The following is a 24,628-nucleotide window of genomic DNA, read 5'->3' on the forward strand; positions in this document are numbered from 1 at the left end:
AAAGACTTTCCAATTTCAGGAAGCGTTTAATTATTTGTAATTTGATAGCATGACCCAAAATAATTTTATTGCTGGTGTACCTTGGAGGAATACCAGAGATTTAAAAACCCTAGTGGAAAACCGTACCACTTACACCCTGGATAATTGTGAGTTGAATATTTTTGAAACTCATCAGCAAGCGGATGATGTCAATTTGATTTTTGGTGATTTGGTTTTAACAACCATGCTCAAGGGCAAAAAAGTTATGCATTTATTTGATCGTCCAGGGTTTGATTATTTGCCGGGTGAATCAGTGATTGTGCCTCCAAATGAACTGATGAAAATTGACTTTCCCGAAGCACAACTGGATAATCCAACTCAATGTATTGCACTTTCTATTTCGAAAGAAATGATAGAAGCTACTTTTAATCTATTGAACGAAAAATTCCCAGATAAGATGATTGAGAAAGATTGGGGGCTTGATCTCAGTCATTTTCATTTGATCAATACAAAGGATCTCTCCGAAATCATCAATCGTTTTATCAGGATTGGAGTAAAAGACGGTTCAAAGGAGAAAGACTTGATCGCATCTCTCGCCCTCAAGGAACTCCTGATTAGGTTGAGTCAAACTCAGGCTCGGGATATGATGGAGAAAACGTACAAGGAATTAGCCGCAGGCAATAGAATGGCTCATGTGGTAGAATATATCAAAAAGAATATCCGCGAGATAATTTCTCTGGAGGACTTGGCTTCCCAAGCTTGTATGAGTAAAGCTCACTTTATCCGAACCTTCAAACAAGATATGGGTCTAACTCCCATGGAATTTGTTCTTCAGGAACGATTGAAGTTGGCTAAACAATACTTGAACAGTGGAGGATTTCAAATTCAGGAAGTTTGTTATATGTCAGGGTTTAGAAATATCACCTACTTTATCAGGGCTTTTAAGCAGGAATTTGGCTTAACGCCTAAGGTTTTTCAAACCCAAAAAGCCTAATTTTTAATAATTATCAAAAAAAATAATTGTTTGTTTTTGGGTGCTTTAAAACATTTTTATTATGTTTAAAAAAATATAAAGATCAAAAAAGCAAATACACAGCAAGGATTACAAAAGTATATTTGGTTTTAGAAGATTTACAATAGACCCATACTCGGGGGCTTTTTCCAAAAAGCCCCCTTTTTTTATACCTGTATATATTTAAGATTTTGTTTATATATAAAAACCCGGTTTAAAAAATCTTTGATTTATATCAAAATTGTGTTGAAATTAAAAAAACTGGTTAAATAGAGTGAAAGAATTGAAGGAGATGGTGCTGAAAGGAAAATTTGGTGTAAATGAAAAAGTCCTTTCAAAAATTTCGAAAAGGCTTGTTTTGAGAATTAAAATACTGAACTCCTCTGATATGTAATTTTCCGAATTCTTCTCATTTATTTTTCACCATTATTTGGGATTACCTTCTTGTAGCGCTACAGAAATATAATAATACCTTATATAACTAATAGAAGCGTATACATTACTTCATGGTTTTCATTTTAGATTTTTGCAATCCATATAGAATTAAATGGCTTTGATAGGATGTTACTGAATACAAAGAATTCAATTCTGCCGAAGAATTTTTAATAGACTTTCTTTACGCTTGTTGAAATTGAAATTTTGGCGAATCTGCATCTCTGCCTCCTGCTGAAGTTTTGTTAAGTCCTGATTTTTCAATTTATGAATCAACTGAATTAGATTGTCGATATTTTTTTGCCGTAATACCAAATGTTCATTTTCGATAATTTCAGGAATAGCTCCTACCGCGGATCCAATTGGAATACAGCCGCATGCCATGGCTTCGCCAAGTGAATTTGGAAAGCCTTCTGAGGTGGAAAGTTGCAAGTAAAACTGATGTGAATTGTAAAGATCTAAGAGCTCCGTAGGAGTTTGTTTGCCTATTACGTTTACGTTGGGGTTTGCTGATCTATAGAAAGGATCGCCGACCAGAGTGAATTTAGATTCAGGATACTTGGCTGCCAGTTGTTCAATTAAATCATAACCCTTGACTTTGGCTCTGGAGGGATTTGATGTGCCAGTAGCAACAGAAATGAAAGTTTTGCTTTCTCTATCTTTACTATAATCTTTCCAGAAATCTATATCAAAACCATTCGGTATGACTTGAATGGGAGTTTTGAGATCAGAAATTAGATTTAAAAGACCTTGCTTAGGAGAAATCGTAGGGTCGTAGCTATAATCTTGCTTTACTAATGCGTGCGCTACGGGCAGTATCAAACTACAGTTTTTGAAAGAGTAAATAGTCGCTTTTCGGAGCCATTTCTTTCTGAAGTTCCCATAGCCGATTTCAGGCATATTGACACAGTCTGTACCGCCGGCTTGAATAACACATTTTTTTCCGAAAGCCTTCCCAAACCATGTCGGTAACACGGAATGATATCCGCCAAAAAAGCATAGGTATTGACTGGTATTTGGAAGGAACCACAGCAACTGAAAAAACTGTAAAATAAAGTAAAACGGGAGTGCAATTGGGCTTTGCGTAAACTCTAACGACTTTATTTCTAATTCAGGACTAATCATCTCCATATCTCGGTCGGTAAAGGCTGTACGTACGGGATAGGTGTAGATAATCATGTTTTGGATTTGAAAATCAAAATAGTCCTTAAAACAGGAAAGGAGCAAAGAAATCTTATTTTTCCTTGCTCCTTCCAGTAAATTATAGAATCCTTAAATAACTACGTTTACGATTTTACCAGGAACCACGATCATTTTCTTCGGCGCTTTTCCTTCCAGCCACTTTTGAACGGTCTCATCTGCCAAAGCAGCTTTTTCGATTTCTTCTTTGGTAAGTGAAAGATCCAAGTTGAGTTTTGCTCTCATCTTGCCATTGATCATTACAGGATATTCAAAGGCACTTTCTTTCAAGTAATTCTCGTCAAAGACAGGGAAAGTGGACTCAGTAAGCGAGCTTGAATGTCCTAAAAGACTCCAAAGTTCTTCCGCGATATGAGGTGCATAAGGAGAAACCAACAAAGCCATAGGTTCCAAAATCTTCCGCTTATTGCATTTCAAAGCAGTCAGTTCATTCACGCAGATCATGAAGCTAGAAACAGAAGTATTGAAGGAGAAGTTGGCCATATCTTCCTCCATTTTCTTCAATGCTTTATGAAGGGCTTTGTATTCTTCTTTGCTTGGCTCAGCATCCGAAACTTGGAATTCACCAGAATTGCTGTGATACAGATTCCAAAGCTTTTTCAAAAACTTGTATACTCCGTCGATTCCATTCGTATTCCAAGGTTTGAATTGCTCCAAAGGACCCAAGAACATCTCGTACAATCTCAAAGTGTCAGCTCCGTATCGTTCAATGATATCGTCAGGATTGACTACGTTGTATTTCGACTTGGACATTTTCTCCACTTCCAATCCGCAGATGTATTTGCCATCTTCTAAGATGAATTCTGCGTCCGCCAAATCGGGTCTCCAAGCTTTGAATTTTTCCAGATTCAGCTGGTCATTATAGACAATATTCACGTCTACGTGAATTGCAGAAGTTTCGTATTGGTCTTTCAATCCGTAACTAACAAACTGATTGCTGCCTTTGATTCTGTAAACAAAATTAGATCTTCCCTGGATCATGCCTTGGTTGATCATCTTCTGGAATGGTTCGTCAACGCTCACTACTCCAAGATCATACAGGAATTTGGTCCAAAATCTGGAATATAATAAGTGTCCAGTTGCATGTTCGGATCCTCCGATGTACAAGTCTACAGCACCCCAATAATCCGTTTTTGATTTTTCTGCAAATGAAGTTTCATTTTTCGGGTCGGTATATCGGAAGAAATACCAGCTAGATCCTGCCCAGCCCGGCATGGTGCTTCTTTCCAAAGGATATTCTCCATCAGGCGTTTTGTAATTCCAATCTTTTGCGCGGGCAAGTGGAGGCTCGCCGTCCTCAGTTGGTAAGTATTTATCTACCTCTGGCAAAACGAGAGGCAAGTCTTTTTCTTCTATTAAATAAGGCAAACCTTCTTTGAAATAAACGGGGAGTGGCTCGCCCCAATAGCGCTGGCGAGTGAAAATTGCGTCGCGCATTCGGTATTGGACTTTCCCTTTTCCTATACCTTTTTCTTCCAAAAACTCAATGGCTTTATTAATGGCATCTTTCATGTAAAGATTGGAAATAAAGCCTGAATTGATAATCAAGCCACCCTTTCCAGGGAACGAGCCTTCTTCCATGGATCCTTCGATCACTTGGCGGATTTCTAATCCAAAATGCTTGGCAAAGTTGTAGTCTCTTTCGTCATGGGCAGGCACAGCCATTACGGCTCCTGTGCCATAACCAGCCAATACATAATCAGCAACCCAAACCTGGATTTCTTCTCCGTTAAATGGATTAATTGCATAGGAACCTGTGAATGCTCCAGAGATGGTTTTGACATCACTCATACGCTCACGTTCCGAGCGGTTTTTCGCAACCTCTATGTAAGCTTCTGCTTTCTCCCGTTGGTCTTCTGTAATCAAGGCTGCTGCCAAGTCACTTTCTGGTGCCAAAGCCAAATAAGTCACACCGTATATTGTGTCCACACGAGTGGTAAAGACTTTAATTGTTTGTTCGGAATCTTTTACTTGGAAAACCACGTCAGCTCCAATGGATTTTCCTATCCAGTTCCGCTGCATTTCCTTGATTGGCTCAGACCAATCTACTTTTTCCAAGCCTTTCAATAAGCGGTCTGCATAGGCGGTGATTCTCATTGACCACTGCATCATTTTCTTGCGCTCTACAGGATGTCCGCCTCGCTCAGAAAAACCGTCTTTTACTTCGTCATTGGAAAGAACTGTCCCCAAAGCCGCACACCAGTTTACGGTAGTTTCTGCCAAAAATGTTAATCTGTATTTTAGAAGCATTTCCTGCTTCTCTTTTTCGGAGAAAGCGTTCCAATCTTCAGCTGTGAATTTTGGTGTTTCGTCATCTGAAACAGCCTTTACAGTTGAATTTCCTTCTTTTTCAAATCTGGAAATTAATGAGTCAATTGACAATGCTTTGTCAGTATCCTGATCATAGTAGCTGTTAAAAAGCTGCATAAAGATCCACTGGGTCCACTTGTAATAGTCTGGATTGGAAGTTCTCACTTCCTTGCTCCAGTCGAATGCAAAACCAATGTTCTTTAATTGCTCTGTATATCGGGTGATATTTTGCTCTGTAGTAATGGCTGGATGTTGCCCAGTTTGGATAGCGTATTGCTCTGCAGGAAGGCCAAAGCTATCGTATCCCATAGGGTGAAGAACGTTGAAACCCTTTAACTTTTTAAATCTGCTGACGATATCAGATGCAATATAACCTAGCGGGTGGCCTACGTGAAGGCCTGCTCCCGAAGGATAAGGGAACATGTCTAGAGAATAGAATTTAGGTTTATTAGGATTTACCTTGGCCAAGAAAGTCTCATTTTCTTCCCAGTAAGCCTGCCATTTTTTCTCGATTTCTCTGAAATTATACTCCGCCATAATTGAATTATTCGTTATTTTTTAGCTGAACGCCTGCAAAAATAGAAAAATTGATGGGCTTTCGGATGTGAATTCGTAATTCCTCCCAACATCCTATTTTTTCCTTTGATCATTTTTCTGCAGAAGCATGATTCATTTTTAGTATTTTCCATCTTAACCTAACCACCAATTTTATGAAATTAAATTTACTAAACAGGTCACTCTGTCTTCTGATTGCGTTTATGTGCCTATCACATTTTTCCCTGGCACAAAAGAAAATTTCTCAAAAACAAATCGATGCCTTGAAGCAAGAAGCGATGCAGTTGGTAGATGCGGATGCTAAAATGAGTCAGGTGATGGTTGATAAGGTTTTCAGCTTTGCGGAGCTCGGCTTTCAAGAGATCGAATCTTCGAAATATCTGACAGGAATTCTAGCTGATAATGGATTTGAGATTAAGATGGGAGCTTCGGGTATTCCTACTGCTTGGTTTGCTACCTGGAGCAATGGCGAAGGACCTGTGATTGCATTAGGTTCGGATGTGGATGACATTCCAAAAGCTTCTCAATATCCTGGAGTTGCCTATCACAAACCGATTGTAGAAGGTGCACCGGGGCATGGAGAAGGACATAATGCTGGAATTCCCTTGAACATCACGGCAGCTCTTGCAGTAAAGAAAATCATGGAAAGAGAGAATATTGGTGGAACGTTGATTCTTTGGCCTGGTATTGCGGAGGAGTTGGTCGCTTCAAAAGCTTGGTTCGTTCGCGACGGGCTTTTCGACGATATTGATATCTGTATTTTTACTCACGTGGGAAATAATCTTGGTGTTAGCTATGGAGCAGCTTCCGGTACTGGGTTGATTTCTGTTGAGTACACGTTCTCTGGCGAAGCGGCTCATGCCGCCGGCGCCCCGTGGAGAGGGAAAAGTGCGTTGGACGCTGCGGAATTAATGAATGTGGGCTGGAATTACAAACGTGAGCACTTGGATCCCTTGAAGCGTTCGCATTCTGTATTCACCGATGGTGGGGATCAGCCAAATGTGGTTCCGTCTAAGGCTTCGATTTGGTATTACTTCAGGGATGTAAAGTATGAAGGAATTATGGAGATGTATGAAGCGGCAAACAAAATCGCACAAGGTGCGGCGCTGATGACAGACACAGAGATGACCTCAAAAATTCTCGGAACGGCATGGCCAAGACATTTCAACAAAACTATTGCTGAGCAGATGTATGCGAATATTCTGAAGGTTGGCTTGCCAGACTGGAGCGAAGCTGATCAGGAATTGGCGAAAGCAGTCCAGACTGAACTGGGTGCCACTAAAATTGAGGGTTTGCCTACCAAATTGGATACACTTGATTTGCCTGCGAAAGAGCTCAGATCGGGTGGCTCAGATGATATTGGAGATGTGTCTTGGGTTCTGCCGACAGTTACACTTAGATTTCCTTCCAATATACCAGGACTTCCAGGTCACCATTGGGCAAATGCCATTGCTATGGCAACTCCCATAGCTCACAAAGGAGTAACCGCTGGAGCAAAAGCAGAAGCTATGACTATTCTCGATTTCTTATTGAAACCAGAATTGGTTGATGAAGCTTGGGATTATTTTAAAAATGTGCAGACGAAGGAAACTGAGTATAAGCCTATGATCTCTACTGATGATGAAGCTCCCGTTTATCTGAACAAAAGAATTATGGATCAATTCCGCCCGGAGCTTGAGAAGTTCTATTTCGATGAAACTAAGTATGATACTTATTTGGAGCAACTCGGAGTAAAGTATCCGACAGTCAAGAAATAAGTTATACAAACTAAAAGTTGTAAGGTTCTTAATCTAGAAGTAACCTTACAACTTTTACTTTCTAGCTAATGATACAGGAAAAACTAGGTGGATTAAATGTAAGAGAAGCTTCGCTTGAAGAGATCTTTCGAGTTCATCAGCTGATTCAGGATTTCCCCGAAAAGATAGGCTTGGACTTTTATGAAGCTAGACTGGCAAATGTGCTGTACTTGGCTTTGGTGGCGGAATCGGACGGAGAATTAGTTGGCTTTAAAGTCGGGTATCAAAGTGATAGAGCTGAAACTTTTTATTCTTGGATGGGGGGTGTGGTGACAGAATTCAGGAAATTTGGAGTTGCCACTGCCTTAGCTGATTTTCAGGAATCCTGGGCTATGGAAAAGGGATTCAAGGATATCTTTTTTAAAACGAGAAACCGTTTTCCTGCAATGATCAGTTTTGGACTTAATCGGGGATTTAAAATTATGAAAGTTATTCCAAAAGGAGGAGTGGAAGATTATCGTATTGTGATGATGAAGAGCTTGTAAAGTTTTATTCAAAAAATGTAGAAAATGAATTCAGGCATTTCAACTTTTGGCCCATTTCTCTTTCCAAGATAAAAACCCTTATCTTTGCGGCATTATTCATCAGCGGTTCAATCGCCCGCTTTAACAAAAATTCATGAAGACAGAGCAAAAGGTCCCGGAAGGAACCATGCTTCCGTTAATGGAAGCGTTTTACACTATACAGGGAGAAGGAAGATTTACTGGACATCCCGCTTATTTTATCCGGCTAGGAGGCTGTGATGTGGGTTGTGTCTGGTGCGATGTCAAAGAATCTTGGGATTCAGGTAAATGGCCGATTCTATCCATAGAGAAGATTGTAGCCGGTGCGTTGGAATTTCCTGGTCGGTTAGTCGTAATCACTGGGGGAGAACCGTTAATGTATGATTTGGGACCACTAACCAAACTTTTAAGAGAAAACGGGTTTACAATTAATATTGAAACTTCTGGAGCTCATCCATTTTCAGGTGATTTTGACTGGGTTTGCTTTTCCCCAAAGAAGTTTAAGAAACCTCATGATTCTATATATAAGGTGGCAGATGAATTAAAAGTTGTAGTATTTCATCAAAGCGATTTTGAGTTCGCAAAAAAACATGCTGAGCTTGTGAATATTAACTGCGAATTACGCCTTCAGCCAGAGTGGAGTAAGGCTGAAAAATTCACTCCGATAATTATTGATTTTGCTAAAAATCATCCAAAATGGAAAATTTCGCTACAAACTCATAAATTTATGGACATTCCCTAAGTCCATGCGCCCTGTTTTAATTGGAATTCTTGTTTTTTTTACCATTTCTTTCGCGAATGCGCAAAGCTATTCCATCATTGATGGGAGGGCAATCAAATTTTACCAGGAGGGTGAGGAACTGACACTTTCCCGTCAGTACGATAAGGCCATCTCAAAGTATAAAGATGCAATTAACAGAGAGGCATCTTTTTTAGAAGCATATGTGAAATTGGTAAGGCTACAGATCACTCAAGGTAATCTGAATGAGGCAGAGAAAACGGCTCTAGCCGGAAGATCTAAACTTAATAACCCGAAAGCAACAAATAAGCATAGAGCTGAGATAGGTTGGGTCTTTACCAGTCTTTATTTGGAGCAAGGGGAATTCCAGCTGGCATATGATGAATTTGTAAAGACTGAGCCACTTTTTGACGAGGAGTTTAGAAATACAATTTACTATCATGAAATGAAAGCCAAGATGGATTTTTTGGAAACCCAGCTTGATGATGTTAGGGTGATAAAAAAAGAAAAACTTGAAGCGCCTTTAAATGAATTTCAGCTGCAATATTTTCCTGTATTGACTGCCGATGGTGAGCAGATTCTATTCACCAAAAGGGATGGGACGGGTAATAATGATAAGGAGGATATTTTCATGGCTTTTGTGTCACCTGATGGCAATTGGTCTAAGCCCCAAAGCATCGCCCAAGCTATTAATTCTCCATATAATGAGGGAACATGTTCAGTCACTGCCGATGGAAATATTTTAATTTATACTTCATGCGATGCTCCTGATTCCGAGGGAAGCTGTGACTTATACATTGCATACAAAGTGAACGGAGTTTGGCAACGTCCCAAAAATATGGGGAAAAATGTTAATTCCAGATCATGGGATTCTCAGCCATCTCTATCTGCGGATGGCAGAATTTTATTTTTCTCCTCTAACAGGAAAGGCGGTTTTGGGGGGAACGACATTTGGTATAGTATTATGCAGGATGATGCCACTTGGTCAGAAGCTAAAAATCTGGGGAATGCTGTGAACACTTCGAAAGACGAAATATCTCCTTTTATGTTTTTTAATAATGAAATTCTTTTTTTCTCATCAAACGGACATCCTGGTTTTGGAGGAATGGATATTCAACTTTCAAAAGTAGTGGATGGAAAATTTACCCAGCCAGAAAATCTTGGGTTGCCAATTAATGATCAATTCGATCAAGTAGCATTATTTATAACGGCTCAAAAGGATTATGCATATTTCACAGAATTGACTACTGGGGAAGAGGATAATGATAGCTCCTTATTATATAGGTTTAAGTTCCCAGAGGAAATACCATTGGGGGAAAACCTTACTGTGACAGAGGGCAAAGTTTTTAATTCAAAAACAGGAGAACCAATAGATGCTACCTTATCTCTTGTGTCTTTGACAAATGACAGCACGCTGTATAAGTTTAAAGCTGATGGAAAAACGGGTGCATTTACTATGCTTTATCCAGATAAAGCTATCTCAGGATTGTACGTAGAGAAAAAGGGGTTTTTACCTAAAATTTACAATGTAGAGCGTGACAAAATTAATGATGTAAAAGATTTAAAAGTTGAATTAGTGCCAGTGGCTTCAGGGGAGGAGTTTGTGTTCGAAAATGTGTTCTTTGAGTTTGATGAATATAGCCTAAAGACTGAATCAATTTCATCATTGAAAAGACTTGTGAAGTTTTTAACAGAAAATCCGAATGTCAATATTTTAATTGTTGGGCACACAGATAACGTGGGTAGTGTAAATTATAATAACAATTTAAGTTTACAGCGTGCAAAAAGTGTCCAGGAATATCTGATTGATGAAGGATTTCACCAAGGAAGGGTGTTGGTAGAGGGGAAGGGTGACAGTGAGCCAATGGTGCCAAACACTAATCCTCAAAATCAAGCGTTGAATAGGAGGATAACCATTAAGATTTTATAAAATTCTTAGAAATATAAATTCTAGACAGAAATAAACTATCAAATTAATTATACTCCTTCTCACATAGTTTATTTTGGTTTTGTGTTTGGTCCTTTCAGATTTTTATATCTTATCTTTTCCTTTTTGTGAAGATATTTGAATTAAATTTCTTAAAAGAATTTATTTAATTCTGGGAAAATACCCTATTTTGAAATTAAAAACTTTTTAGCTGATGTAAGCTCATTCAAACTGAATTTTAAGTGGTTTTAATAAAAAATTAACTTTTGTTAACACTCGAATAACAAAATCTGTTTCCCTAAATAGGCGGGTTTTTTACAAATAAACCAATGATAATTTGGTATTTTACTTTAAGGGTGAATTTTACATCTGAAAAAACTAACTACTTATTTCAAATTTCTCCTTTCTTACTTTGTGATATTGTTTCATAAGAAATAACATTGGGTATAATATAAACCAAATCATATTTCTTATGAAGAAAATTTTACTCCTAGGGCTTTCGCTTTTCCTAGTAAGTGCTATGGCATTTGCACAGGGGCGTAAAGTATCCGGAATAGTAACTTCTGGCGAAGATGGGGAGCCAATTCCAGGCGTCACTGTACTCGTTAAGGGTACTAGCGTAGGTACTGCCACAGACATTGATGGTAAGTACTCATTAACAATTCCTGCTGATGGCAGCGTGTTGGTGTTTAGTTTCATCGGAACTACTACACAAGAGATTAACATTGGTCAGCAATCTACGATAGACGTGGTTTTGCAGCCGGATGTACAAAGCTTAAGTGAAGTCGTGATCACAGGTGCTGCTGGTGTAGAATCCAGAAGAGTAGAGATGGGATATAATGCGACAAGTATTGAGACCCGCGATGTAGCACAAGGTCGTGCTGCAAACGTAGCAGCTGGTCTTACTGGTAAAGTAGCAGGTATGCAGATCAATACGACTGGTTCGGGTGTAAATCCTAATGTGCGTGTTGTATTGAGAGGTTCACGATCTTTAACTGGTAATAACGAAGCTTTGATCGTCGTGGATAACGTGATTGTTCCAAATTCTATTTTGGGAAATATTAATCCTCAGGATGTTCAGGAGATGACTGTTTTGAATGGCGCTAACGCGGCCGCTCTGTATGGTTCTGCTGCTTCTAACGGTGCATTGATCATCGTTACTAAAAAAGGAAGATCTGGTGCTCCTAGAATAACCGTGGGTCATACTGTGAACCTTGAAAAAGTAAGCTTTTACCCTGAGATTCAGGATGAATTCGGGTCTGGCTACGCAGGGGGTTACCCCCAGCAATACGTGCCTTATGAGAACCAGCAATATGGTCCACGCTTTGATGGATCAATGGTGGAGATTGGTCGACCACTGGAAGATGGTTCTATCCAGACTGTGCCTTACTCTAATACAGGTGCTAAGAATGATTTCTGGGAGACAGGGGTGACTAACCAAACGGATGTTTCTATCTCTGGGGGTGATGAGAATTCAACAAACTTCTTCTCAGCTCAGTACTTGAACAACGATGGAACAACTCCAGGAGATAATTTCACTAGAGCATCCATGAGATTCAATAGTACAAAAAAATTCAATGATAAATTGTCCTTGAATTTTTCTACTAACTATGTACAGAACAGATACGATAGAACCACAGTAACTGCAGGCATGTTTGATAACATTCTACAGACGCCAGCGCACATTCCATTGACTAGCTATAAGGATTGGAGAAATAATCCATTTGCAAATCCAAATGGGTATTACAATGAGTATTACGACAATCCATACTTTGCTATGGATAATAACCGCCAAGATTCTGGTAACGATTATCTAGTAGGTAATGTAGAGTTGAAATATAAGCCAGTTCAGTGGTTAGACTTCACTTACAGAGTGGGTATTTCCAACAGAAGCTTCTATAATAAAAACACTACCGGTAAATTTACATTTTCGGATTATACCAAAGGAATTTCAGCTGCCAAAACTGATATAGCTGGCGGTGTTTCAGACGGATCAGGTTTCAACAATCAAATTATATCTGATTTCTTAGTTAATATAAAGAAAGCAGTTGGAGACGATTGGTTCTTCAACTTGTTGTTAGGCAACCAACTAAGACAAAATAGATATAAGAGTGTAGGAGTGGGTGCAAATGGTCTTGTTATACCTGATTTGTATAATGTTTCTAATAGAGTGGGAGAGGCAAATGCTTCTGAAGTAAATTATCAGGCAAGCCAAATTGGTGTATTTGCTCAATTTAAAACAGCTTATAAGGATTTCTTATTTATTGAATTGACTGGAAGAAATGACTGGGTTTCTACTCTTTCTAAAGATAACAGATCATTCTTCTACCCAGCTGCTAACGTTTCATTTGTGGCCACAGAAGCTATTCCTGCGCTACAAAACTCCACTTTCTTCTCTCAGTTGAAGCTAAGAGGTGGTGTGTCTCAAGTCGGCCAAGTTAACTTGGGTAATGATACTAACTTTGGCGCTTATCAATTGCAGCCTACTTTTAGCCCATCTTCGGGATTCCCCTATGGTAGTCTGTCAGGATATTCCTTAGATAATCGTCTAGTTGCCCCTGACCTAGAACCGGAAATTACTACTTCATACGAAGTTGGTACTGATTTTATCTTATTTGATGGTAAAGTAAATGGAGCCTTTACATTCTATAAATCAGAGACTGAAAACCAAACCATTCCTACTGGGGTTTCCACCTCCACAGGATTCTCTTCATACTTGCAGAATACAGGTATTGTATCGAATACAGGATATGAAACAATGTTAAATGTGACGGCATTCGCTAGAAATAACTTCCAAATCAATATAGGAGCTAATTATACTTTCAATGATAATAAAGTTGAAGAAATTTCAGATGACTTAGGCCGACTTCAGCTATCGACAGGAGGGAACGCCCAAGTTTATGCAGTTGAAGGAGAAGCTTTCCCTGTCTTGATTGGAACAGTTTACAACAGGGATGAAGAGGGAAGAATTATCGTAGATGCTATTACTGGGTACCCGAGTGCGGCTGAAGGCCAAGCAATACTTGGCAACACTACTCCAAAACATAGATTGGGAGTAAATGCTGAATTTATTTACAAAGGCTTTAGACTGTATGCTCTAGCTGAATACAGAGGTGGATATAACATACTTTACGATGGTGGTGGATCATTTGACTTCTCTGGGTCAGGTATCACTACTACTTATTTCAACAGAGAGCGTTTTGTAATTCCAAACTCTTCCTATGAAGATCCAGAGAATCCAGGTTCATATATTGAAAATACCAACATAACTGTAACAGATGGTGGTGCAGGTTTCTGGACAGATGGTTCTTTTAGAAGAAATATTGCTGAAAACTACCTTGTTTCAGGTGATTACTGGAAGTTGAGAGAAGTCGCTATTTCTTATGATTTCCCAGCTAGCCTGATGAGCAGAATTGGTTTTATCCAAGGTGCAACTATCACCGCTCAAGGAAGAAACCTGTTGATCTTCACACCGAAATCAAATATCTACACCGATCCTGACTACAATTTCTCTGATGGAAATGCGGTTGGTATTGTAACGCTGGCTGCAACTCCGCCTACCAGATTCTTCGGTGGTTCTATCACATTAACATTTTAATTAGATTGAAATGAAAAATATACTTAGATTATTTATTCTAGCTTCTTTTATCTCTTTGACTTCCTGTGAGTCATTTCTAGGGGATAATGAGAATCCGAACCAAGCTACCTCGGCGACACCACAGTTAGTTCTGCCTAACGCTCTAGCTAGTTCTGCAAATTTGCTTTTATCTTACAGTACCAGCGCTCAGTGGATTAATGGTTATACCGTGAATGCCGGAGGTTACGGCGGATGGGGCGCTACTGTGACATATAACTTTACCACTTCAAGCTACAATGGTTTATGGAGTGATACTTATGACGATTTGATTAACTATCAGTACATCGAAGATCAGTCGGCTGAGGATCCAGGGTTGGCGTACTACAATGGTATTGCTAAGACAATGAAAGCCTTTGATTACGCTATGCTGGTAGACGTATTTGGTGATGCTCCATACACTGAAGCACTCAAAGGTACTGATAATCTGACTCCTGTATATGATAGTCAAATATCTATATATCAGGATTTAGTAGCTCAATTGACTACAGCTATCGAAATCTTCACCACAGCTGAAAATGCAAATGCTGTCGGATCTTCCGATATTATGTTTGGAGGTGATATGAATGAGTGGGCAAAATTTGCCAATACATTAAAATTACGATTGCTTATCAAAATGTCCTCATCTTCTGAGACGAGCTCTTTTGCTACTAGTGAATTTGCTGCTATGAACAGTAGTATTGGATTTCTTACTGATGATGCACTACTTAACCCGGGATATATTGCTACTTCCGGTAAGCAGAACCCATTATGGGAAAGATATCATTCCAATGCTGCTGGATCATTATCTGGTTCTGGTAGATCTGCAATTCCCAGTGATTTTACCTACGCGTTTTATAATGGCACTAAACTAACTGATCAAGGAAGAGGTTATGCAACTTATCGTGGATATCCAACCGGAACTCCAAAAGGTCAACTAGGTAATTTAGTGGATAACCCTGCTGCTCTTGCTAGCCAGACTGCATGGTACGTAGGCTCCGGAACGGGTGCTGATGCCACAAATAGCATTGGCTTACTTAAAGGTAGAACAGCTGATTTTCCAATGATGCTTGCTGCAGAATCTTATTTACTTCAAGCTGAGGCCTACATGAAAGGTTACCTTGACGGTGACGATCAGGAAGCTTTTGATAACGGTGTAATTGCTTCTTACAGATATCTCTATGAAGATATTTCCGGTTCTACTTCAACTGATTGGGATCCGGAAACTGATTTTCAGTTATATCTAGATGATAATGAGGGGGAGTATTTAGTTCATTATGAGCTTGCTTCTTCTCCAGAGGAAAAATTGGAGGCAATCATTACTCAAAAATACATAGCATTCAACTTTATCAACGGACATGAAGCATGGGCAGATTTCAGAAGAACGGCATATCCTGCCATTGTAAACGGTTCTTCTAATCCAACCCTCACTTTTGCATCCATATTGTCTACTTCTACGAGAGCGGATGATCTTCCTGTAAGATACCTTTACGCTTCTACAGAATTCCAGCTAAACCCTCAAAATGTACCAGCTGATATTAATCAGTTCACAAGTACAGTATTCTGGCAAGAGGATTAATCTAATAAAAAGAAATAAATATGAAAAATATATTTAATAAACTAGGGGTATTTGCATTGGCAATACTAACCCTAACATCTTGTCTGGATGAGGATCCTATATTTGATCCTGATCAGGTAGAAAACGTGATTGAATTTTACGATATCGGATTAATTGCGTCAGCTAATAGCGTGTACCCACTATACGTAAATTCTTTTAAGGAAGCTGAATCTGTAGAATTTAAGATTATAGTTAGCTATTCAGGAGCTCACGAAAACAATCAGGATATTAACGTGAAGTTTAGCTTAGATCCTTCAGCATTGGAGGAATACAATGAGTCGGAAGACACTGACTATGTGGTGCTACCTGAAAATCTTTATTCTATTGATGCTATGGAAGTTACAATTCCTAAAGGCCAAAGACAGGTAGAGAAAACAATCACACTTTACACTTCCCAATTCGACTTTACAAAGAATTATGCACTCCCTTTTACAATTACTGAGTCTTCACATGGAATAATATCAGGTAACTTTGAAACAGCTATTTACGCTATTGGGGCTAAGAATAAGTATGATGGAATATATAGTGTTACAGGTGAATTTACAGATTTGACGAATGGTAACTTTACCGGATATTATCCATATGAAGTAGAGTTAAGAACTATCACTGGTAATAGTGTAGGAAGATGGGATAGAAACTTAGATGTTCAGGGATATAGATTCTTGAATAGTGGAAGTGGAACTTACTTTGGTAGTTTTGGTGCTAACTTTATTATGGACGATGAGGGAAATGTAACTTCAGTAGTAAATGCTTATGGGCAGCCTTCTTCAAATAACAGGTCAGCTCAAATAGATCCATCTGGTGTTAATACCTTTACTATTGTTTCAGAAACTGATAAAACACTTGAAGTAAGTTATTACTTGATTCAGCCTACAGGAAGTATCAGATGTACTTTTAAGGAAACATTTACTTTTCTTAGAGACAGAGAATAGTTAAATTAACTAGTCTTAAATAGAAGGTAAACATTTAAGGACTAATTTAGATAGCATCGGGTCTTAACTCGATGCTATTTTTCTTTATCTCGGGGAGCGATTAGGATAATTTTAACAGTGGGGATTTCAGCATAACATAATCTTATCTTCCAATCCTTAAGATTTTTTCTCCCAGTGTCAGGATTGATCGTAGTGGCATCTGAAATAGCGATATTGATTGATCTGAGATTGTAAGCTGCTTAATTAAGCTTATACCGGTTATTCAGTGACGGCAGTGATGGAAATCATTTCTCAACTCACCATAAATGACGATGCCTTTGAAAACCTGCCAAGGAAATAAAGTTTATCAGAATTCTATTTAACGGAAAAATATATTTCGTTGTGGTTTTATCATAAACTCAACAAAGTCTCCTATTCTGGAAAGGCTAATCTCGAATTCAGTAGATAAAAAACTCAAGCTCTTACTAAATTCCATATTCCACATCTTCTGGTTAACTTTGCGGCCTATTACAATTAGAGATGATTTACGTTTGTAGAAAAGAACACTTCAATGCAGCCCATAAACTTTGGAACCCGAAATGGTCGGATGAAAGGAATGTGGAAGTATTTGGTCCTTGCGCCAATGTTAATTGGCACGGGCACAATTTTGAATTGATTGTGATGGTGAAGGGCCTGCCAGATCCTGATACCGGTTTCGTGGTGGATCTAAAAAAATTAAGTACCATAATCAGGAATTTGGTGATTGATAAAGTTGATCACAAAAACCTAAATGTTGATGTGGATTTCATGGAGGGGAAATTAGCGAGCTGTGAAAATCTTATTATGGAGTTTTGGAAGATCCTTGAGCCAGCTGTGAATGAGATTACTCCCCATGGGGGACTGCATAAACTCACACTTTACGAGACTCCAAGAAATTTTGTGGAGTATTTCGGAGAGTAATTTTTTAATATGAAATCTAAATTTTGAAACCTTACAAACTCTACATCATCTCCGGCGAACGCTCAGGTGATCTCCATGCATCCAACTTGGTGAGGTCTTTAGTTCAGATAAATTCTGAATTGAAAATTCGGGGAATGGGAGGAAGCTACTCCAAGGAAGCAGGAGTAGAGCTAGCTGTAGATTATGCAGAAGTAGCTGTGATGGGATTTCTGGAAGTGGTTTTAGGATTTCGAAAAGTACTGAAATACCTCAAATTAGTCAAAAATGACATTTTGTCTTTTAGACCAGAGGCTATTGTCCTAGTAGATTACGGTGGATTCAATATGAAAATCGCTGCTTTTGCGAAGGAGAATAAAATACCAGTGCATTACTATATTCCCCCAAAAGTATGGGCATGGAATCAAAAAAGGGCATTAAAGCTGAAAGCTAATACACATTATATCTATTCGATCTTACCTTTTGAACCCGCATTTTTTGATAAGTATGACCTGAAGGTCAATTATGTTGGAAATCCACTCTTGGATGAAATATCCAAATTCCAACCTCATGAGTTTTTCTATCAGAAGAATGAGTTGAGTTATCAACCTATTATTGCATTGCTTCCTGGAAGTAGAAGGCAAGAGATCAACAACATGCTAGATAGGATGGTAGAATTGGTCAAGGAATTTCCAAATGCTCAGTTTGTCATCGCAGGGGTAAAAGATCTTGGAAGCGAAATTTATCAGCGAGGAGTTGACGGTGGGATAAGAGTGATATATGATCAGACCTATGATTTGCTTTCACATGCAATCGCCGCGGTGGTCACTTCTGGGACTGCTACCTTGGAAACAGCACTTTTCAGAGTGCCTCAAGTAGTAGTGTACCGTACCAGTTCTATTTCTTACGCTATTGCTAAAAATTTAATTCGAGTTCCTTTTATTTCTCTGGTCAACCTTATAGCCGATAAGGAAGTGGTAAAGGAGCTGATTCAAAATGATTTTTCTATTCTCAATTTAAAAACTGAGCTACAGCAAATTCTAGGCAATCAGATTTACAAAGGCTACATGCTTCAGGGCTACGACTTAATTAAGGAGCAACTAGGCGAGAAGAGCGCTTCTGATACTGCTGCTAAACTAATTCTGGGAAGTTTAAACAAAAAATAAACCCTGCTTCAATAAAGCAGGGTTTAGATATCAAGCCACCTGAAGCCTTTTAAACTTCGACTTATCAAATTTTTCATGTGCATATTTTGCATCGATGACCAATGCCTTGATGGAATCATCCGATGGAATGTCATACATAGCATCCGTAATAATTGCTTCGCAAATCGACCTTAATCCCCTTGCACCGAGGTTAAACTCTACAGCTTTTTCTACAATAAAATCAACGCCACTTTCCTCGAAAGTAACTTTCACTCCTTCATAGTTAAGCAGTTTTGCATATTGTTTTACCAATGCATTTTTCGGCTCAGTTAGAATTCTTTTTAAAGCATCTGCATGAAGAGGATCCAAATGAGTCAATACAGGAAGTCTTCCGATCAATTCTGGAATCAAGCCAAATGCTTTCAGGTCTTGGGCAGTAACGTATTGAAGTAGATTTTCACGATCCGCCATTGCGTCAGCTGCAGCTTTACTGAATCCCATCGGCTGCGTATTAAGTCGCTTACCAATATGTCTTGCAATTCCATCAAATGCTCCCCCACAGATAAATAAAATATTCTCCGTGTTCACAGCGATCATTTTTTGGTCTGGATGCTTACGTCCACCTTGAGGAGGTACATTCACCACAGTACCTTCCAATAGTTTTAGCATAGCTTGCTGGACACCTTCCCCACTAACATCTCTAGTGATGGAAGGATTGTCGGATTTTCTTGCGATTTTATCCAGCTCATCTATGTACACAATACCACGCTCTGCAGCTTCCACATTGTAATCTGCAGCTTGAAGTAATCGTGTCAAAATACTTTCCACGTCCTCACCTACGTAGCCAGCTTCGGTCAAGACCGTAGCATCAGCAATACAGAATGGGACTTCGAGAGTCTTTGCCAAAGTTTTGGCAAGGTAAGTTTTACCCGTTCCAGTATCACCTACCATGATGATGTTTGACTTTTCAATCTTTACCTCATCGTTTTCGTCCTTTTGGAAAAGACGTTTGTAATGATTGTAAACTGCCACCGTGAGTACTTTTTTTGCATCTTCCTGGCCAATTACATATTGATCGAGATATGCTGTAAGTTCCTTAGGCTTTTTTAGTTTAATTTTTGGTTTGGTGCTCCCAGGTTTCTTGGCTTTATCTTCTTCACCAAGAATCATGTGGGCTTGATCTATGCAGAAATTACAAATGTGCGCGGATATACCTGACACCATGAGATCCACATCTTTCTTGTTTCTACCACAAAAGGAGCAGGTAACTTGAGCCATTATTTTGGTTTTTTAACTAATACTTCATCGATTAGGCCGTAAGCTTTTGCTTCCTGAGCCTTAAGCCAATAATCTCTTTCCGAATCTCTCTCTATTTCTTCTGGTGTCTTGCCAGTGTGCTGCGCAAGAATATCATATAATTCTTCACGCATGGATAGTATGAGCTTTAAAGAAATCTCCATATCTGTGGATTTTCCTTGCATCCCGCCTGATGGCTGGTGAATCATTACTCTGGAATGTTTCAAAGCAGAACGCTTGCCAGCAGCTCCACCCGCTAATAATACAGCTCCCATAGAAGCGGCAATTCCAGTACAGATGGTAGCTACATCAGGATTGATGAACTGCATCGTGTCATAAATACCTAATCCGGCTGTAACTGATCCTCCCGGACTATTTACATAAAGTAAAACATCTTTTTTAGAATCCACTGATTCTAGAAAAAGTAATTGAGCCACAATGATGTTGGCGATGTGATCATCCACCCCTGTTCCAAGGAATATGATACGGTCCATGATCAATCTGGAGAATACGTCAATCTCTCTGAAATTCTGAGGTCGCTCTTCGATTACAGAGCGAGTCATGTTTTCAATTTGCTGCGTGTACTGGTCAAAAGCAGTACCGCTTACGCCTTGATTGTGAATAGCGTATTTACGGAATTCTTCTTTGTTAATCATCTTTCGAGTTTGTTGTATTAAGCAAAAATAAAAAAAGCCCTCTAATAAGGACTTTTTTATGATGATTTAAGCGAATTACTTATCTAAAAGTTCCTTGAATTCGTCAATAGTAATATCCTTTTCTTGTACGCTTATTTTGTCAAGCGCAAAAGCAAGTACTTTTTCATTCTGGATTGAAGTAAGCATATTCATATAGTTCTTACCCTCTTCACCTTTCAGATAGTTGTCTACAAACATATCCATGCTGTCTTCCATCTGTGCTCCAAGGCCTGAAGCTGCAAATTGTTCACGAACCATCTGCTTAGTTTTCTCGATCACTTCCTCATGCTCAGCTTTGATGTCGTTATTAGTAGCAATCTCATTTGAGATCAAAGACCAAGTCAATTGTCTTGCGTAGATAGGAAATTCCTTCTCAATATCTTCTGCGGTTACTTTGCCATCATTTGCGATCATAAGCCATTCTTTTAGGAATGTTTCAGGAAGATCTACTTTCGCCGCATCTGTCAATACTTTCTTCAATTCCTCCTCAGTAAATACCTTGGATTCTTTATCATAATTACTTTGAAGTGTCTCACGAACTTTAGTGACAAACTCTTCTTCAGATGAAACCTGATCCGGGCCGAAAATCTTATCAAAGAACTCCTGGTTCATTTCCGCAGCTTCAGTTCTATTTATGTTTTTCACGGTGAAAGTGAATGCTCCATCAAGATCAGCAGACTCTTCTTCGCTTAGTCCGAAAGCTTCTTCCCACTGACCTTTTTTCACGTCTTTTGCTTCAAATTCCACTACAGCTTCTTTGCTTAGGCCGATGAATTTTCCAGCAAGCTTCTTAGTGATTTTGGTCAAATCCAAAGAAACAGTTTTCTCAAATTCGCCTTCAGTAGCTTTCAAATCTCCGTAGATATGATCACCTTCTTCACTTACTTCTGGGTTGGTGCTGTTACCATACTGAGATTTAAGGTTATCAAGTGTTTCATTGATCAACTTATCATCTACCTTGATAGAGTATTTTGTGGCTTTGATTTTAGAGTCAAGCGTTAAGTCTACAGATTCAACGAAACCGATTTTATAATCAAATTCGAAATCCTTTTGTGTCTTCCAGTCGATCGCTGCATCTTGATTTTGAGGAAGGGGATCCCCCAAGATTTTGAATGTTTGCTCCTTCAAGTAAGTATTCAGAGACTCGCTCAGGATAGAGTTGATTTCCTCTACAAGCACCGAAGTACCATACATGCTCTTCACCATAGAAATAGGAGCCTTACCAGGTCTGAATCCTTTGATGTTAGATTTTTTAGCAAAGTCCTTAAGTTTTGCGTCAACCTTAGGTTGGTAATCTGCTTCGTTTAATTTAATTTTAATTGAAGCTTGATTTGCTGAATGCTTGTCTTGTGTGATTTCCAAAGCTCAAAATTTAATAATGAAGATTAACTAAAAACCCCCAATCCCTTTCCTGTGGTTGAAGACAGTTGAGTGATTGAGGGTTCGGTATTTAGTGCGGATAGAGGGACTCGAACCCCCATGCCTCGCGGCGCTAGATCCTAAGTCTAGTGCGTCTACCAATTTCGCCACATCCGCAATACGTACAATTAGGAGAGGAATAAGGATTCCAAATCCAATTGTGGATGCAAATGTAGGTACTAATAAATAAAATGCAATAGCATAAGAAAAAAAATAATTAACATTTGATGCAAGATGAGCTTAGACCACCATTTTTGTATTAAATTCCTCCAGTATGATTGAAGTGGACATAGAAGAAGAAAGAAAAGAAATACTCAAACGCTACCGAAGGCTGCTGAGACAGGCGAAACCTATACTTAAAGATGGTGACGCTAAATTGATTAAAAGAGCATTTAATGTGTCGCTAGATGCGCACAAAGACATGCGACGCAAATCGGGAGAACCTTATATCTATCATCCGCTTGAGGTTGCTTTGGTCTGTGTCGAAGAAATTGGCTTAGGGACTACTTCCATTGTTTCAGCGTTGCTTCATGATGTAGTGGAAGATACGGACTGGGAGCTGGAGGATATAGAGCGTGAGTTTGGCTATAAGGTCATGACCATTATAGATGGACTCACCAAAATCGCTGGCGTCTTCGAATATGGTAGCTCTCAGCAGGCGGAAAATTTCAGGAAAATGCTCCTGACGCTTTCCGATGATGTTAGAGTGATATTGATCAAACTTGCAGATAGACTCAATAATATGAGGACACTTGCAAGTATGCCTAGACATAAGCAATTAAAGATTGCTTCCGAGACGATGTACCTATACGCACCTTTGGCACATAGGCTCGGACTATATGCGATCAAATCTGAGCTGGAAGATCTTTATCTAAAATATACAGATACAGCCACCTATAAGGATATTGTTTATAAGATCAACGAATCAAAATCCTATAGAAATAAATTCATCAGAAGCTTTATTCTGCCAATCGAGGAGGAGCTTAAAAGAACAGGTTTGGACTTTACCATCAAAGGAAGACCAAAATCTGTATTCTCCATATATAATAAGATGAAAAAGCAGGGTATACCTTTCGAAGAGGTATATGACTTGTTTGCGATTCGGATTATTTTAGTAAGTGACTTGGATAGTGAGAAGGCAGATTGCTGGCAAGTATATTCCATTGTCACAGATTTTTATAGACCTAACCCGGATAGACTTCGGGACTGGATTAGTACACCGCGATCCAATGGCTATGAGTCATTGCACACCACAGTTATGAGTGGCACTGGGCAATGGGTGGAAGTTCAGATCCGTACAGAGCGGATGGATGAGATAGCGGAGCGTGGCTACGCTGCTCACTGGAAATATAAGGACAAGGAAAATTCAAAAGGGCCATCTGGTTTAGATGATTGGATTACTCAGGTAAGAGGTTTGCTGGAGTCCAATGACGGAAATGCGATTGAATTCATGGATGATTTCAGGGGAAATTTATTTCATGATGAAGTTTTTGTATTCACTCCAAAAGGGGACCTGAAGGTTTTACCATTTGGTTCCACTGCCCTGGATTTTGCTTTCGAGATCCATACTGAGGTCGGGGCGAAGTGCATTGGGGCAAAAGTCAATCAACGACTGGTTCCGATTTCCCACAAGCTTAAAAATGGCGATCAGGTAGAAATTCTGACTTCCAATAAGCAAAAGCCTACAGAAGACTGGTTAAACAACGTTGTCACATCAAGGGCAAAGGCGAAGATCAAGGATGCACTTCGAGAAGATAAAAAATCCGCAATTCTTGATGGGAAGGAGATCGTGCAGCGAAAAATGAAGCAGATGAAAATGGAGTTCAATTCTGAATCTGTGGAAAAGTTAAGAGCATTTTTTGAGCTTAAGACAGCAAATGAGTTTTACTTCCGTGTCGGCATTGGTGCGATCGATCCTACTTCGATTAAGTCATTCAAGGATTTCAAGGCAACCCAAAAACTCCAAAACAAAACAACTCAGGAGAAAGTAAGGGACGAGTCTTCGTTCACCAAAGAGATTAAAAGTCTCAAAGGTCCTGATCATGATCAGTTGCTGATCGGGGAGGATATGGATGTGGTAGATTATATTTTGGCCAAATGCTGTAATCCTATTCCCGGCGATGATGTATTCGGATTTGTGACAGTCAATGAAGGAATCAAAATTCACCGGACTTCCTGCCCAAATGCGTTGGAATTACTATCTAATCATGGCAACCGAGTAATCAAAGCAAGATGGACTAGTCAAAAGGAAATCGCATTCTTAGCTGGTCTTCGAATCTTGGGTACAGACCGCGTTGGCTTGATCAATGATGTAACCAAAGTTATTTCTAATGAACTAAAAGTGAACATGCGGTCTATTACCGTAGATTCGGATGCAGGAATTTTTGAAGGAACGATTAAGCTTTACGTGCATAGCACTGAGCACTTGGATAAATTGATCGAGAACCTAGTTGAAGTGGATGGAATCTTAAAGGTTTCAAGGTTTGATTGATCCAATGAATCTTTTCTTACTTACAAAAGTTATATTTGAAAAAATACCCAG

Annotated in this window: 16 protein-coding genes and 1 tRNA gene; 11 read left to right on the forward strand and 6 right to left on the reverse strand. The window is 39.1% G+C overall.

The features are described from left to right. Positions 1–49: 49 nt before the first annotated feature. Positions 50–973: an AraC family transcriptional regulator gene (locus AACZ73_RS06020; RefSeq protein WP_339876294.1), complete on the forward strand. Its 924-nt coding sequence runs from the start codon at positions 50–52 to the stop codon at positions 971–973. A gap of 600 nt (positions 974–1,573) precedes the next feature. Here the strand turns inward: AACZ73_RS06020 and AACZ73_RS06025 are convergent. Both AACZ73_RS06025 and leuS read right to left on the reverse strand, forming a co-directional pair. Continuing rightward, a complete protein-coding gene (locus AACZ73_RS06025) occupies positions 1,574–2,602 on the reverse strand; it encodes a glycosyltransferase family 4 protein (RefSeq protein ID WP_339876296.1) in 1,029 nt (342 codons plus the stop codon). A gap of 93 nt (positions 2,603–2,695) precedes the next feature. Beyond that, positions 2,696–5,470 (reverse strand): leucine--tRNA ligase, encoded by a 2,775-nt coding sequence (leuS, locus tag AACZ73_RS06030; RefSeq protein WP_339876298.1) that lies wholly within the window; start codon positions 5,468–5,470, stop codon positions 2,696–2,698. 221 nt (positions 5,471–5,691) lie between these two features. Here leuS and AACZ73_RS06035 point away from each other — a divergent pair, with 221 nt between their 5' ends. The 9 genes from AACZ73_RS06035 to lpxB all read left to right on the forward strand — a co-directional run bounded on the left by AACZ73_RS06035 (position 5,692) and on the right by lpxB (position 18,697). After that, positions 5,692–7,245: an amidohydrolase gene (locus AACZ73_RS06035; protein ID WP_339876356.1), complete on the forward strand. Its 1,554-nt coding sequence runs from the start codon at positions 5,692–5,694 to the stop codon at positions 7,243–7,245. Between the two features lie 68 nt (positions 7,246–7,313). Continuing rightward, on the forward strand, positions 7,314–7,769 hold the full coding sequence (locus AACZ73_RS06040; protein ID WP_339876300.1) for a GNAT family N-acetyltransferase: 456 nt from the start codon (positions 7,314–7,316) through the stop codon (positions 7,767–7,769). A 133-nt stretch (positions 7,770–7,902) separates the two neighbouring features. After that, positions 7,903–8,529, forward strand: coding sequence for a 7-carboxy-7-deazaguanine synthase QueE (locus tag AACZ73_RS06045; protein WP_339876302.1), 627 nt, complete (start codon positions 7,903–7,905; stop codon positions 8,527–8,529). A 4-nt stretch (positions 8,530–8,533) separates the two neighbouring features. After that, entirely contained in the window at positions 8,534–10,456 is a 1,923-nt protein-coding gene (locus AACZ73_RS06050; protein WP_339876303.1) for an OmpA family protein, read from the forward strand. A gap of 469 nt (positions 10,457–10,925) precedes the next feature. Continuing rightward, positions 10,926–14,051, forward strand: coding sequence for a SusC/RagA family TonB-linked outer membrane protein (locus tag AACZ73_RS06055; RefSeq protein WP_339876305.1), 3,126 nt, complete (start codon positions 10,926–10,928; stop codon positions 14,049–14,051). A gap of 10 nt (positions 14,052–14,061) precedes the next feature. After that, positions 14,062–15,645, forward strand: a complete 1,584-nt coding sequence (locus tag AACZ73_RS06060) for a SusD/RagB family nutrient-binding outer membrane lipoprotein (RefSeq protein ID WP_339876306.1) — start codon at positions 14,062–14,064, stop codon at positions 15,643–15,645. Positions 15,646–15,665: 20 nt separating this feature from the next. Continuing rightward, complete coding sequence (locus AACZ73_RS06065; protein WP_339876307.1) at positions 15,666–16,616, forward strand: DUF1735 domain-containing protein; 951 nt, start codon at positions 15,666–15,668, stop codon at positions 16,614–16,616. Between the two features lie 519 nt (positions 16,617–17,135). Further along, on the forward strand, positions 17,136–17,555 hold the full coding sequence (locus AACZ73_RS06070) for a 6-carboxytetrahydropterin synthase (protein ID WP_339876308.1): 420 nt from the start codon (positions 17,136–17,138) through the stop codon (positions 17,553–17,555). 20 nt (positions 17,556–17,575) lie between these two features. Further along, positions 17,576–18,697: a lipid-A-disaccharide synthase gene (gene lpxB / locus AACZ73_RS06075; protein ID WP_339876358.1), complete on the forward strand. Its 1,122-nt coding sequence runs from the start codon at positions 17,576–17,578 to the stop codon at positions 18,695–18,697. Between the two features lie 30 nt (positions 18,698–18,727). Here the strand turns inward: lpxB and clpX are convergent, their stop codons facing one another. The 4 genes from clpX to AACZ73_RS06095 all read right to left on the reverse strand — a co-directional run bounded on the left by clpX (position 18,728) and on the right by AACZ73_RS06095 (position 22,203). Further along, positions 18,728–19,954 (reverse strand): ATP-dependent Clp protease ATP-binding subunit ClpX, encoded by a 1,227-nt coding sequence (gene clpX / locus AACZ73_RS06080; RefSeq protein WP_339876309.1) that lies wholly within the window; start codon positions 19,952–19,954, stop codon positions 18,728–18,730. Continuing rightward, positions 19,954–20,628, reverse strand: a complete 675-nt coding sequence (locus tag AACZ73_RS06085) for an ATP-dependent Clp protease proteolytic subunit (RefSeq protein WP_339876310.1) — start codon at positions 20,626–20,628, stop codon at positions 19,954–19,956. Before AACZ73_RS06085 ends, clpX begins: the two co-directional genes overlap by 1 nt. Before the next feature lie 75 nt (positions 20,629–20,703). Next, complete coding sequence (tig, locus tag AACZ73_RS06090; protein ID WP_339876311.1) at positions 20,704–22,029, reverse strand: trigger factor; 1,326 nt, start codon at positions 22,027–22,029, stop codon at positions 20,704–20,706. Between the two features lie 92 nt (positions 22,030–22,121). Further along, positions 22,122–22,203 (reverse strand) — tRNA-Leu (locus AACZ73_RS06095). Between the two features lie 157 nt (positions 22,204–22,360). Between AACZ73_RS06095 and AACZ73_RS06100 the strand changes: the two genes are divergently transcribed. Next, positions 22,361–24,577 (forward strand): bifunctional (p)ppGpp synthetase/guanosine-3',5'-bis(diphosphate) 3'-pyrophosphohydrolase, encoded by a 2,217-nt coding sequence (locus AACZ73_RS06100; RefSeq protein ID WP_339876312.1) that lies wholly within the window; start codon positions 22,361–22,363, stop codon positions 24,575–24,577. Positions 24,578–24,628 lie beyond the last annotated feature (51 nt).

The organism is uncultured Algoriphagus sp. (genome assembly GCF_963974835.1).
Classification (GTDB): Bacteria; Bacteroidota; Bacteroidia; order Cytophagales; family Cyclobacteriaceae; genus Algoriphagus.

Bases quoted from the DNA above. Each gene is read 5' to 3' on its own strand.
- AACZ73_RS06100 (WP_339876312.1), top strand. From the start codon at position 22,361: ATGATTGAAGTGGACATAGAAGAAGAAAGAAAAGAAATACTCAAACGC.
- AACZ73_RS06050 (WP_339876303.1), top strand. From the start codon at position 8,534: ATGCGCCCTGTTTTAATTGGAATTCTTGTTTTTTTTACCATTTCTTTC.
- AACZ73_RS06055 (WP_339876305.1), top strand. From the start codon at position 10,926: ATGAAGAAAATTTTACTCCTAGGGCTTTCGCTTTTCCTAGTAAGTGCT.
- AACZ73_RS06020 (WP_339876294.1), top strand. From the start codon at position 50: ATGACCCAAAATAATTTTATTGCTGGTGTACCTTGGAGGAATACCAGA.
- AACZ73_RS06025 (WP_339876296.1), bottom strand. From the start codon at position 2,602: ATGATTATCTACACCTATCCCGTACGTACAGCCTTTACCGACCGAGAT.
- AACZ73_RS06060 (WP_339876306.1), top strand. From the start codon at position 14,062: ATGAAAAATATACTTAGATTATTTATTCTAGCTTCTTTTATCTCTTTG.
- AACZ73_RS06070 (WP_339876308.1), top strand. From the start codon at position 17,136: ATGATTTACGTTTGTAGAAAAGAACACTTCAATGCAGCCCATAAACTT.
- AACZ73_RS06085 (WP_339876310.1), bottom strand. From the start codon at position 20,628: ATGATTAACAAAGAAGAATTCCGTAAATACGCTATTCACAATCAAGGC.
- AACZ73_RS06065 (WP_339876307.1), top strand. From the start codon at position 15,666: ATGAAAAATATATTTAATAAACTAGGGGTATTTGCATTGGCAATACTA.
- AACZ73_RS06035 (WP_339876356.1), top strand. From the start codon at position 5,692: ATGTGCCTATCACATTTTTCCCTGGCACAAAAGAAAATTTCTCAAAAA.
- AACZ73_RS06045 (WP_339876302.1), top strand. From the start codon at position 7,903: ATGAAGACAGAGCAAAAGGTCCCGGAAGGAACCATGCTTCCGTTAATG.
- leuS (WP_339876298.1), bottom strand. From the start codon at position 5,470: ATGGCGGAGTATAATTTCAGAGAAATCGAGAAAAAATGGCAGGCTTAC.
- clpX (WP_339876309.1), bottom strand. From the start codon at position 19,954: ATGGCTCAAGTTACCTGCTCCTTTTGTGGTAGAAACAAGAAAGATGTG.
- AACZ73_RS06040 (WP_339876300.1), top strand. From the start codon at position 7,314: ATGATACAGGAAAAACTAGGTGGATTAAATGTAAGAGAAGCTTCGCTT.